This is a genomic window from Clostridium sartagoforme AAU1, from assembly GCF_000401215.1.
GTDB classification, from domain to species: Bacteria; Bacillota; Clostridia; order Clostridiales; family Clostridiaceae; genus Clostridium; species Clostridium sartagoforme.
The window spans coordinates 1-11951 of the sequence record NZ_ASRV01000085.1 but is presented as its reverse complement, the minus strand read 5'-3'; the positions used below and the strand labels follow the sequence as shown (position 1 = coordinate 11951).

The window sequence follows — 11951 nt, the reverse complement described above, 5'->3', positions numbered from 1 at the left end:
TCAAATTCTATTTTGTTTATTAGATTTCTTAAATCTTCAAAGTTTTTATTAGATTTTTTATCTAATATATCTAATATAGTATATACTTCATTAATATTATTTTTATTTTCACTTAAATTTTGATTTCCTCTTCCTAATTTATCGCAAATAAATAATAATATAATATCATTAAAGTTTTCACTGTTTAATAATCCTTCTATATCTGAAAATGGCAATTTTTTTATTATATAAATATGATGCATATGAAATCTTACTATTTCTGTAACTCTTTTAGTAAAATCCATATTCTCATATAATTCTAGTAATCTATAAGTTATATTTGCACCTTCTTTATCATGATCATAAGATCTATATCGTCCTTTAATAAATTTAGTGGTTGTTATTTTTCCTATATCATGTAACAAAGCAGCCCACATAAATATTTGAGCATTGCTAGAAAAACTATTAATTTTTGCTGCTACATCTACTACCATTTTAGTGTGATTCCATACATTTCCTTCTGGATGAAATTTTTTTTCTTGAGGGATTTTTTCTAATTCACTTATTATATTAAAACTACTTTTTTTAAAGTCTTCTTTATTAAATAATTTTTCTATTTCTATAGATGGTTTTTCATAATTAATTAATATATTACTTATTTTATTGAACATTCCTATATTCACCTCTTAACTACTATTGTGTAATTTTATTATATATATTATTATTTGTATTTATAAAAATTTTATTTAAAATTTAGTATCAAAAAAATTTAAATTACATAAGCTATAATTATAAGATTTGGCGCTATAGCCAAGTGGTAAGGCAGAGGTCTGCAAAACCTTTATTCCCCAGTTCAAATCTGGGTGGCGCCTCCAAAAAAGTGGACCCTTATAAAACATTTGTTTTACAAGGGTCCACTTTTTAATTAACAATTAATAGTACTCCATAACAATAAACAAAATTTTTATATATTCTAAAAGTTTTTCTCAATTGTTAATTGTTTTTATTTTGCTGCTTCTAGTAATTTACCTATTTCTTCATTTGTGAAATTATAAGCAGTATTGCAGAAATTACATTTAATTTCTTCTTCTTTACCATCATCATATATTTCTTGAAGTTCTTTTGCACCAATTGATAATAATACTGATTCAACCTTTTCTCTTGAACAATTACATGTATATTCTGGTTTTAATTCTTCTAAAATCTTTAAGTCCATACCTTCAAATATGTATTCTAATACTTTATCTATACTTCCATGTTCTAAAAGCATTTGTGTAATTGATGGTATTTCTTCTAATCTATATGTAATTAAGTCTGAAAGTAATTCATCTGCATTTGGCATCATTTGAATTATAAAGCCTCCAGACACCTTTATAGAATAATCTCTATCCACTAAAACTCCTAATGCTACAGCTGATGGAGTTTGCTCTGATACAGTAAAATAATATGCTAAATCTTCTCCTATTTCTCCTGTATAAATAGGCACTTGACCTACATATGGATCTTTCATTCCTAAATCTTTAATAACTGTAAATTCACCATTTACACCTACATACCCACCTACATCCAATTTATTTTTTGAATTTAACGGCATATCTCCATATGGATTTCCAATAAATCCCTTTACTTTTCCACCTTCATAAGATGTTACTGTTATCCCCTTAGCTTCTCCGCCACCATTTATTTTTAAAGTAATTACCTCTTTGTCTGATTTTAAAGTTGATCCCATTAATGCACCTGCTGTAAGCATTCTACCTAGTGCTGCTGCTGCAACTGGTGTACATTCGTGTATTTCCTTACCTGTATTAACTAAATCAGTTGTTTCACCAGCAATAATCCTTACCATACCATCTTTTGCTGTTGCTTTTATTATTTTATCCATCATTATTCCTCCATTAACTAAATTACTTTTTTACTACATACATAATTCTTTCTGTTAAATTTTCAACAGATTTTTTAGAATATCCATCAAATTTACCTATTATTTTCAAATCCAACTCTTTAAGCTTATTTTCTATAAATTCTTCTGTATATGCTCTTTCTAAATGTTCTTCTTCAAATCGTTCATATAATTCTCCTTTTTTAACGAAGAAAGTTAAAAACATATTCAAAATATCATTTTCAAAAGTATTTTCCCAGGTATAGAAAACTTCTTCTTCACTATATGTATAAATATTATTACCTAATATTTCTGAAAGCTTATAATATGAATTTACATCAAATATAAATATTCCATTATCTTTTAAATGATCTTTTACCCTCATTAAGTATTTAAGAAAATTTGATTCTTCTATAATGTAATTTGTTGAATCCAATACAGATGTAATTAAATCAAATTTTCTATTTAAGCTAAGCTCACTCATATCCTGACAAACTAACTGACATTTGATTTTTTCCTTTTTTAGCTTATTAAAAGCTTCCCTTAACATATCATCTGACAAATCTACAGCAAAGGATTCTTTAAAATTTTTTGCCAGTTTTGCAGTAACGTTTCCAGTACCACATGCTATATCTAGATAATTATCAAAATTTATATTTTCCACTTTGCATATTTCAATAATTCTAGAACACATATCTTCATAGTCAATATCTTCATTTATTAAATCATCATATATTTTAGCAAACTCTCCATATGCCAAAGATATCCCTCCCCATTTTTATAGAGTTTTCTAAAACTATATTAAATGTAAAATTTCCTTTAGTCAATCTATAGAAAGAATAAAAATGTTCTATAAAAATAATTTTACTTTCTACCTAGAATTTCATCATTTGTGGGTATCCTTAACATTCTTTTTCTTTTAGTCATTATCCCCCCTATTCTTCCTGTTTCTTCTGCTGTTAGCCCTCCCCAGCCTAATTCATCTACTTTATCTTTTAATCCTAACTCATCTGCTATTTCATATTTAATTTTTTCTCTTAGCACTTCAGCTTCTGATAATTCTTTATTTGATTTTATCTTTGATTTTATTATTTTTTTTAATGGTGTTTTACTCAATTTTATACCCCCTATAAATATAATATTTATAGTTTTCCAAAAGTTTTACTAATATACTATTAAAATTTATCATTCACTATATCTTCTAAAATTTTATATATTATAATAAGGTATTGAATTTTTAAGAATATTTAACTATAGTTAATAGTAACCATATTTTTATATTTTATTTACATTAATGAAAAGGGGGAAAAATTTATGTACAATGTTGCAATAGTTGGGGCTACCGGTAATGTAGGAAGAAAATTTTTAGAAATCTTAGAGGAAAGGAATTTTCCTATTAATGATTTGTATCTCTTTGCTTCTAAACGTTCATCAGGTTCTAAACTAAATTTTAAAGAAAAAGAAATAATAGTGGAAGAAACTTCAGTTGAGAATATAAAAGATAAAAGAATAGATTTTGCACTTTTCTCAGCCGGCGGAGATGTAAGTTTGAAATTCTCACCTATATTTGCTTCATATGGAGCTGTGGTGATCGATAATTCAAGCGCATTTAGAATGAATAAAGATGTTCCTTTAGTAGTTCCTGAAGTTAATCCTGAAGATATAAAGTGGCATAGCGGTATTATAGCTAATCCTAATTGCTCTACAATTCAAGCTATGGTTCCTTTAAAGGTTTTATTAGACAACTACGGAGTAAAAAGAATAGTATATTCTACATACCAAGCTGTTTCTGGTGCTGGTATGCAAGGTATAGAAGATTTAGAAGAAGGTTTAAAGGGTAATAAGCCAAAGAAATTTCCTTATTCCATAGCAGGTAACTGCCTTCCTCATATAGATGTTTTTTTAGATAATGGCTACACAAAAGAAGAAATTAAAATGATTGAAGAAACAAAAAAAATTCTTCATAATAATAACTTAAAAATTACAGCAACTGCTGTTAGAGTTCCTGTTCTTAATAGTCATAGTGAAAGTATAAACGTTGAACTAGAAAAATCATTTAACTTAGAAGATATAATAGAACTATTTACCAATACAAAAGGGCTTACAGTTTATGATGATATAAACACACTTAAATATCCTACAGCTTTAATGGCATCAGGAAAAGATGACGTATTTATTGGACGTATAAGAAGAGACTTTAGCATAGATAATGGACTAAATTTATGGGTAGTTGCTGATAATATTAGAAAAGGGGCTGCTTTAAATGCAGTGCAAATAGCCGAACTATTAATAAAGGAGTGATGAGTAATGTCAATTTTTAAAGGCTCTGCAGTAGCAATAGTTACACCTTTTAATGATACTGGAGTCAATTACAACAAATTAAAAGATTTAATAGAATGGCATATACAAGAAGGAACAGATGCAATTGTAATTTGTGGTACAACTGGTGAAGCCAGTACAATGAATATTGAGGAAAGAAGAAAAAGTATAAAATTTACTGTTGATGTTGTTAATAAAAGAATACCTGTAATTGCTGGTACTGGAACTAATGATACTAAAGCTTCTATCGAAATGAGTGAATTTGCTGAAAGTGTTGGTGTTGATGCTCTTTTAGTTATAACACCATATTATAACAAAACAACAAATAAAGGTTTAATTAAACATTTTGAAGCAATAAACAATGCAGTGGATACTCCTATAATTTTGTATAATGTTCCAAGTAGAACAGGCGTTAATATATCCCCTGCTCAATTATTAGAATTATCAAAATTAAAAAATATAATCGCTATTAAAGAAGCTAGCGGAAATATAAGTCAAGTTGCTCAAATGAAAGCATTATGTGGAGATAATATTGATATATATTCTGGAAATGATGATCAAGCAATCCCAATAATGTCTTTAGGAGGTTTAGGAGTTATATCTGTACTTGCAAATATAATGCCTAAGGAGGTTCATGATATGACTTCTTTATATTTATCTGGTAATATAAAAAAGGCCTTAAAAGTACAATTAGATACCTTGGATATAGCAAATAAATTGTTTATAGAAACTAACCCAATCCCAGTTAAGACTGCTTTAAATTTGATGGGTAAAAATGTAGGTCCATTTAGATTACCTTTATGTGATATGGATAATGAAAATCTTGAAATACTAAAATGTTCTTTAAAAAATTATAATTTAATTTAAGGAGTTTAATATGATAAAAATTGTACTAAATGGTTGCTGTGGAAAAATGGGGAAAATAATTGTAGAAACTGTTAAGAATTTTCCTAATATAAATATTGTTGCCGGAATAGATAAATACCCAAATATGAAATATGACTTCAACATTTTTACAGATATTAAAGATTTAAATGTAGCTTATGATGTTTTAGTAGATTTTTCTAGACCTGAAGCACTTAAGGATATATTAAGTTTATCGTTAAAAAATAATAAGCCAGTTATTTTATGTTCTACAGGCTATACTGCTGAAGATTTATCACTTATTTCGAAAACAAGTGATATTATTCCAATATTTAGATCTGCTAACATGTCTTTAGGTGTGAATTTATTGAATTCCCTATTAAAGAAGGTAGTTCCTTCTTTATATCAAAATTATGATATTGAAATAATAGAGAAGCATCATAATCAAAAAGTTGATTCTCCTAGTGGAACAGCTCTTTTACTTGCTGATACTATTAAAGATTCTATCCCCACTGAAACTTCATATGTGTATGGTAGAAGTGGTGAAAGTAAGAGAAATAAAAAAGAAATTGGAATTCATGCAGTTAGAGGTGGATCCATTGTTGGAGATCACGATATAATATTTGCTGGTACTGGAGAAATAATAGAGTTGTCTCATAAAGCAATATCAAGAGAAGTATTTGCGGTAGGTGCATTAAAAGCTTGTGAATTTATGAATAAAATTACTGAAGCAAGGTTATATAATATGGATGATGTTTTAGGAATTTAACTATTTAAAAAGGGCTGTCATATTTGGCAGCCCTAATTTTAATTCTAAACTTATTAGGAATGTTTTTCTAGTTTAAAATTTACTTATAGTGTAAAACTATAATATGACTAAATAATAAGGAGGTTTAATTATGCCAAAAGATAGTCAACCTGATAATAAAAAAGCTAGAATGGAAAAATGTAATAATCAAACTCCTATTACAGAAGAAGGCCATAACCATAATCCAAATGCTAAACATAAATCTATTAAAAGGGAGGGCTTTTCTAGCCAACATTTTAATAGAGCTGGAAACTAAAAAAGAAGAGTCTATGACTCTTCTTTTTAGTTATTACTTTTCACCTTCGATATATGCCTTATCAAAGAATACGTGTCCTAAAGTTGAAACTCTAACACCCTTAACTTCTGGTTTAGCACCCTTAACTTTAGTGTAGTAATATAATGGGATTATTGGCATTTCTTCCATAATGATATCTTCTGCTTTTCTCATTAATTCCCATCTCTTAGCTGGATCTGCTTCTTTCTTAGCATCTGCAACTAACTTGTCATATTCTGCATTTGAATATCCAGCGTCATTGTTTCCACCGCCAGTTACCCATAAATCTAAGAATGTCATTGGATCAACATAGTCTCCTGACCAACCATGTCTAGCAATTTGATATTGACCTTGTTGTCTTGAATTTAAGAATACTTTCCATTCTTGGTTAGCTAACTCAACATTAACACCAATCTTAGCCCAGTCTTGTTGAATTGCTTGAGCTATTAATTTGTGATCTCCTTCAGTATTATACATGAATTCTAATGTTGGAAGACCTTTTCCTTCTGGATATCCAGCTTCAGCTAATAATTTTTTAGCTTCTTCTATATTAGGTGTTTCTGCATCATAATATTTCTTTGATGCAAAATCTTCGCCTTTTTCATTTAATATTCCTTTTGGTACAAAGCTATATGCTGGTACTTGACCTGATTTTGTAACATTTTCAACAATAGCTTTTCTATCAATTACAAGATTTAAAGCTTTTCTTACTTTTTCATTACTTAAAACTTTTTTAACATCTTCTGATAATCCATCTTGTTTTCCTACATTTAAAACTAACATATAAGTTGCAAGATTTGGATAAATAGTAACTAAATCTTCATTTTTACCATTTTCGATTTCAGCTGGTGGAACTGTGTCAACCATATCAAAATCTCCAGATTTTAATGAAGCATATGCAGTATTTTGATCAGTAACCAATTTCCAAACTATTCCAGGAAGCTTGATTTCTTTTTTATTCCAGTAGTTTTCATTCTTTTCAAATATTAATTGATCTTTCATATCCCATTGTACTAATTTGAAAGGTCCATTTGAAACATAAGTTTCTGGTTCAGTAGCCCATCCTTCTGGGTTAGCTGTAACTATGTCTTCTCTTTCAGGGAAGTAAGTTGTAAATGCAGTAAGTTCTGGGAAATAAGCTGTAGGTGCTTCTAAAGTTACCTTTAAAGTATGATCATCTACTACTTCTATTCCTAAATCTTCTCTACTAGCTTCACCATTATAGAATTTTTCACCATTCTTAATATAGAATAATTGATAGTTATATTCTGCTGCAGTGTCTTTAGTTAAAGCTCTAACCCATGAATATTCAAAGTCTTTAGCTGTAACTGCTTCCCCATCAGACCATTTAGCATCCTTTCTTAATGTGAAAGTATATACTAATTGATCATCTGATACTTCCATTTTTTCAGCAACTCCAGGAATTGCCTTTTCATTTTCATCAAGTCTCATTAATCCTTCAAAAGCATTATCAATAATTGATCCTGCTCCAGATGAAGTGTTTAATGTTGGGTCTAAAGTTTCTGGGTCTTCACCTAAGTTATAAATTAATTTTCTTCCACTATCTGCTGAATCCTTGTTTCCGCAACCTACAAAAACAGACATTCCAAGTGTAAGTGTTAGTGCAACTGCACAAATCTTTCTAAGCTTATTGCTTTTCATTGTTTTTCCCCCTTAATATATAAAATTTATACTAATTGCTTATTATGCAATAGATACCTATTCATTAAATAGATGACATGCTACGAAGTGACCTGGTTCTACTTCTTTAAGTTCTGGATCTACTTCTCCACAAATTGGTTTAGCATATTTACATCTACCCTTAAATCTACATCCCGGCGGTGGATCTATCGGTGATGGAATATCACCTTCTAAAACTATTCTTTTATTATTTTTAGCCACCTGAGGATCCGCAATCGGTACTGCTGAAAGTAATGCTTGTGTATAAGGATGTTTAGGCTTTAAATACACATCATCTGCAGGACCTTTTTCAACCATTTTTCCTAAGTACATAACTCCAATATGAGTTGATATATGTTTAACCATTGATAAGTCATGAGCTATAAAGAGATAAGTTAATCCAAACTCTTCTTGTAGTTCTTCTAACATATTAATTACTTGAGCTTGAATTGAAACATCAAGTGCTGATATAGGCTCATCACATACAATAAAGTCTGGTTGTACTGCAAGTGCTCTTGCAATACCTATTCTTTGTCTTTGCCCACCTGAAAATTCATGAGCATATCTATTTATGTGGCTTCCATTTAATCCAACTCTATCTAAAAGATATCTTATTCTTTTAGTTCTTTCTTCACCCTTGTATAATCCATGAATATCTATAGCTTCACCTATTATATCGCCTACAGTCATTCTTGGATTCAAAGAAGCATATGGATCTTGAAATATCATTTGCATATTTCTTCTTAAAGAAACCATTTTCTTTTCACTAAAATTAGTTATGTCTTCACCATTAAAAATTATTTGTCCAGAAGTTGGCTCATATAATTTTAAGATAGTTCTTCCTGTTGTAGTTTTACCACAACCTGACTCACCAACTAATCCTAATGTTTCTCCTCTTTTTATTGTAAATGAAACATTATCAACAGCTTTTACAAAGCTTTTTTGTGAGAACATTCCTTTATTTACAGGGAAGTATTTACAAAGGTTTTTAACCTCTAAAATAATATCATTTTTCTTTTCCATTATTCTTCCCTCCTTATTGGTGATTCTATCTTTGGTGCATTTTCATGACATAACCAGCATGCTGATTTATGACCTTTTGATATTTCAAATAATGGTGGTTGTTTTTCTATACAAACTTTCATAGCATATTGACATCTTGCTGCAAAAGGACATCCTACTGGTGGTTTTAATAAATCAGGTGGCTGTCCTTCAATTGGAGTTAATTTTTCTTTAACCTCACTTTTAGGATTCGGCACACTGTTTAATAATCCCCATGTATATGGATGTCTAGCATTGTAGAATATATCTTCATCTGTTCCTTCTTCTACCACTATTCCACCATACATAACATTAATTCTTGTACAAAGATCTGCAACTACACCTAAATCATGTGTTATAAGTATAATAGAGCTATTAATCTTTTCTTTTAAGTCTTTCATCAAATCCAATATTTGTGCTTGAATTGTAACATCTAAAGCAGTTGTAGGTTCATCTGCTATAATAAGTTTTGGTTCACAAATAAGACTCATTGCTATCATAACTCTTTGTCTCATACCACCTGAAAATTCATGTGGATATTGCTTAAGTCTTTTCTCTGGACTTGGTATTCCTACCATATCCAACATTTTTATTGCTAAATCATTAGCTTCTGCTTTTGAAACTTTTTTATGTTTAATTAAATGCTCAGTTAATTGTTGTCCAACTGTAAATAAAGGATTTAATGATGTCATAGGATCTTGGAAAATCATAGCCATCTCATTTCCTCTAATTTCTTGCATTTCTTTTTCAGTTGGATTAGTTATATTTTTCCCGTTAAATGTAATTTCCTCTGAATCTATAATTGCATTATCAGCCAATAATCTCATAATAGACATCATTGTCACTGATTTCCCACAACCTGATTCTCCAACTATTCCTAAAGCTTCTCCTTTATCTAAATGTAATGATACACCTCTTACGGCTTGCACATCACCTATATGTGTTCTAAAGGAGGTTTTTAAATTTTTAACTTCTAATAATCTACTCATCTGTCATTCCTCCTATTTCTTATTTTTAGGATCTAAAGCTTCTGTTAAACCATCACCAAATAGGTTAAACGCTAAAATAATTATACATATAGCTCCTGCTGGGAATAATAATTGATATGCAGCAGTACTTAATAATCCACTAGCGTCATTTGCTAATGTACCTAAAGAAGCAAGTGGTGCATTAATACCTAGACCTATAAAGCTTAAGAATGCTTCTGTAAAAATTGCTTGTGGTACAAACAATGTTAATGTTACTAATATAGACCCCATACAGTTAGGAATTAAGTGTCTAAATAAAATTCTTGCTTTTGATGCTCCAAGAGCTTTAGCTGCAAGAACAAATTCTTGTTGCTTTAATTGAAGTATATCTCCTCTTACTATTCTTGCCATACCTACCCAATAAGAAATAGCCATTGCTAATATAATTGTTGTTAATCCAGTTGATCCTTCCTTTTTGAAGGTTGCCATTAATATTATTACATATATTTGTGTTGGAATAGAATATAAAACATCTACTATTCTCATCATTATATTATCTACTCTTCCACCAAAGAAACCAGCTACCCCTCCATATAATACACCTATAACTAAATTTATAGCTGCTGCTGAAATAGCTATTATAAGAGAATATCTTGCTCCATACATTACTCTTACAAATAAATCTCTTCCTAAGTTATCTGTACCAAATAAATGTTGTGCACTTGGCCTTAAATCAGTTGCTTGTAAATTAGTGTCATAATAAGTATACCCCATTATCTTTTCCATTATTACAGGACCAACAAATGCAAATAATACCACTACTACTATCATAACTAGCGAAAATAATGCCACTTTATTATTTTTAAGTCTTCTCCATGCATCGGCCCAATATCCAACACTTGGTCTAACTATTTGTTCAAAATTCTTTTCCTCTTCACTTAAAGGAGTAAATAAATCTTTATCTATATTTAAATCCATTTTTAAATCTTCCACGTCTTTACCCCCTCTTATCCTTCTAGTTTAATTCTTGGATCTATTAATACATATATAATATCTACTAATAAATTACATGTTACTATTAGAGTACAATAAAAAGCTGTAACTCCTAATAATGAAGTGTAGTCTCTATTAGTAATTGATAATGTAAATTCATTTCCAAGCCCAGGTATTGCAAATATTTTTTCAACTACGAAAGATCCTGTTAATACTCCTGCTACTAAAGGTCCTAAGTATGTAACTACAGGTATTAATGAATTTCTTAGTGCATGTTTAAATATTATTGTTTTTCCACTTAATCCTTTAGCCTTTGCTGTTCTTATATAATCTGATTTTAATACATCTATTAACTTACTTCTTGTTAATCTAGTTATAAATGCCATTGAACTTCCTGATAATGCAATTACAGGCATAATATAATTAGTTGGCTTACCTAAGCCTGTGGCTGGTAATAACTTAAGTTCAACTGTAAATATATATATTAAGAATGTTCCCATAACGAAACTTGGTATTGTTATTCCTAATGTTGCTAGAACCATACATACTCTATCTGGCCATTTATCAGCTTTTAATGCAGCTATTATTCCAAGTAAGACTCCTGCTACAACAGAAAATCCTATTGACACCATTCCAACTTTAGCTGAATTAGGGAAACTTTTCTTTATTGTTGTTAAAACTTCTCTTCCTTTATACTTCGTTGATTTACCGAAATCACCTTTTAGAAGATTCTTCATATAAATCGTATATTGTTCTCCAACAGGTTTGTCCAACCCATATTTTTCATTTAGTTGGGCTTTTATCTCCGGTGTTGTTTTTTCTCCATCAAATGGACCACCCGGCATCATTCTTACTAGAAAGAATACTATAGTTACAACTGCCCAAACAGTAACTATACTAGTTAAAAGTCTCTTTCCTATATACTTTACCATTTGTTTTCAACCCCCATTCATCATTCTACGCACATTCCATTTTGTAGATATTAATAATTATATTATATTATTGAAATTTGTCAATTAACATTTTAAATTTATCTTAAGTATTTTAATAATATATCAATAATACTTATTGTTTTTTTTAAATCTACCAAAGGGTATTAAAGTGTTTAGAAAACGCTTACATTTACTTTTTTTCAGCATTTATGCA

13 protein-coding genes and 1 tRNA gene are annotated in these 11951 nt (G+C 29.5%); 5 read left to right on the top strand and 9 right to left on the bottom strand.

Annotated elements, in window-relative coordinates:
* On the bottom strand, positions 1-650 hold a 650-nt coding region (locus A500_RS06465; protein WP_016206787.1), incomplete at its 3' end, for an HD domain-containing protein.
* Positions 651-779: 129 nt separating this feature from the next.
* Between A500_RS06465 and A500_RS06460 the strand changes: the two genes are divergently transcribed.
* Positions 780-854 (top strand) — tRNA-Cys (locus A500_RS06460).
* 128 nt (positions 855-982) lie between these two features.
* Here A500_RS06460 and hslO read toward each other — a convergent pair.
* From hslO to A500_RS06445, 3 genes are all read right to left on the bottom strand, one after another.
* Positions 983-1864 carry an Hsp33 family molecular chaperone HslO gene (gene hslO, locus A500_RS06455; protein ID WP_040436606.1) on the bottom strand — a complete coding sequence of 294 codons (882 nt, stop codon included), beginning with the start codon at positions 1862-1864 and terminating at the stop codon, positions 983-985.
* A 19-nt stretch (positions 1865-1883) separates the two neighbouring features.
* Complete coding sequence (locus A500_RS06450; RefSeq protein WP_016206785.1) at positions 1884-2618, bottom strand: class I SAM-dependent DNA methyltransferase; 735 nt, start codon at positions 2616-2618, stop codon at positions 1884-1886.
* 104 nt (positions 2619-2722) lie between these two features.
* Positions 2723-2974, bottom strand: a complete 252-nt coding sequence (locus tag A500_RS06445; RefSeq protein WP_016206784.1) for an alpha/beta-type small acid-soluble spore protein — start codon at positions 2972-2974, stop codon at positions 2723-2725.
* 198 nt (positions 2975-3172) lie between these two features.
* Between A500_RS06445 and A500_RS06440 the strand changes: the two genes are divergently transcribed.
* The 4 genes from A500_RS06440 to A500_RS20730 all read left to right on the top strand — a co-directional run bounded on the left by A500_RS06440 (position 3173) and on the right by A500_RS20730 (position 6105).
* Positions 3173-4159: an aspartate-semialdehyde dehydrogenase gene (locus A500_RS06440; protein ID WP_016206783.1), complete on the top strand. Its 987-nt coding sequence runs from the start codon at positions 3173-3175 to the stop codon at positions 4157-4159.
* 6 nt (positions 4160-4165) lie between these two features.
* Positions 4166-5044 carry a 4-hydroxy-tetrahydrodipicolinate synthase gene (gene dapA, locus A500_RS06435; RefSeq protein WP_016206782.1) on the top strand — a complete coding sequence of 293 codons (879 nt, stop codon included), beginning with the start codon at positions 4166-4168 and terminating at the stop codon, positions 5042-5044.
* 10 nt (positions 5045-5054) lie between these two features.
* A complete protein-coding gene (gene dapB / locus A500_RS06430) occupies positions 5055-5810 on the top strand; it encodes a 4-hydroxy-tetrahydrodipicolinate reductase (RefSeq protein WP_016206781.1) in 756 nt (251 codons plus the stop codon).
* 130 nt (positions 5811-5940) lie between these two features.
* Positions 5941-6105 carry a hypothetical protein gene (locus A500_RS20730; RefSeq protein WP_016206780.1) on the top strand — a complete coding sequence of 55 codons (165 nt, stop codon included), beginning with the start codon at positions 5941-5943 and terminating at the stop codon, positions 6103-6105.
* A gap of 33 nt (positions 6106-6138) precedes the next feature.
* Here the strand turns inward: A500_RS20730 and A500_RS06425 are convergent, their stop codons facing one another.
* From A500_RS06425 to A500_RS06405, 5 genes are read right to left on the bottom strand one after another with little or no spacing between them, the layout of a single operon-like run.
* On the bottom strand, positions 6139-7785 hold the full coding sequence (locus tag A500_RS06425) for a peptide ABC transporter substrate-binding protein (RefSeq protein WP_016206779.1): 1647 nt from the start codon (positions 7783-7785) through the stop codon (positions 6139-6141).
* A gap of 57 nt (positions 7786-7842) precedes the next feature.
* Positions 7843-8826, bottom strand: coding sequence for an ABC transporter ATP-binding protein (locus A500_RS06420; protein ID WP_016206778.1), 984 nt, complete (start codon positions 8824-8826; stop codon positions 7843-7845).
* Positions 8826-9833: an ABC transporter ATP-binding protein gene (locus A500_RS06415; RefSeq protein ID WP_016206777.1), complete on the bottom strand. Its 1008-nt coding sequence runs from the start codon at positions 9831-9833 to the stop codon at positions 8826-8828. The genes A500_RS06420 and A500_RS06415 overlap by 1 nt, the downstream gene beginning before the upstream one ends.
* Positions 9834-9845: 12 nt before the next feature.
* The gene (locus tag A500_RS06410; RefSeq protein ID WP_040436608.1) at positions 9846-10790 is read right to left on the bottom strand and encodes an ABC transporter permease; all 945 of its coding nucleotides are present in this window, start codon (positions 10788-10790) and stop codon (positions 9846-9848) included.
* A gap of 29 nt (positions 10791-10819) precedes the next feature.
* The gene (locus A500_RS06405; RefSeq protein WP_016206775.1) at positions 10820-11737 is read right to left on the bottom strand and encodes an ABC transporter permease; all 918 of its coding nucleotides are present in this window, start codon (positions 11735-11737) and stop codon (positions 10820-10822) included.
* Positions 11738-11951 lie beyond the last annotated feature (214 nt).

Coding starts and splice junctions, on each gene's coding strand:
- hslO (WP_040436606.1), bottom strand. CDS start 1,864: ATGATGGATAAAATAATAAAAGCAACAGCAAAAGATGGTATGGTAAGG.
- A500_RS06415 (WP_016206777.1), bottom strand. CDS start 9,833: ATGAGTAGATTATTAGAAGTTAAAAATTTAAAAACCTCCTTTAGAACA.
- A500_RS06420 (WP_016206778.1), bottom strand. CDS start 8,826: ATGGAAAAGAAAAATGATATTATTTTAGAGGTTAAAAACCTTTGTAAA.
- A500_RS06440 (WP_016206783.1), top strand. CDS start 3,173: ATGTACAATGTTGCAATAGTTGGGGCTACCGGTAATGTAGGAAGAAAA.
- A500_RS20730 (WP_016206780.1), top strand. CDS start 5,941: ATGCCAAAAGATAGTCAACCTGATAATAAAAAAGCTAGAATGGAAAAA.
- A500_RS06405 (WP_016206775.1), bottom strand. CDS start 11,737: ATGGTAAAGTATATAGGAAAGAGACTTTTAACTAGTATAGTTACTGTT.
- A500_RS06425 (WP_016206779.1), bottom strand. CDS start 7,785: ATGAAAAGCAATAAGCTTAGAAAGATTTGTGCAGTTGCACTAACACTT.
- dapB (WP_016206781.1), top strand. CDS start 5,055: ATGATAAAAATTGTACTAAATGGTTGCTGTGGAAAAATGGGGAAAATA.
- A500_RS06410 (WP_040436608.1), bottom strand. CDS start 10,790: ATGGATTTAAATATAGATAAAGATTTATTTACTCCTTTAAGTGAAGAG.
- dapA (WP_016206782.1), top strand. CDS start 4,166: ATGTCAATTTTTAAAGGCTCTGCAGTAGCAATAGTTACACCTTTTAAT.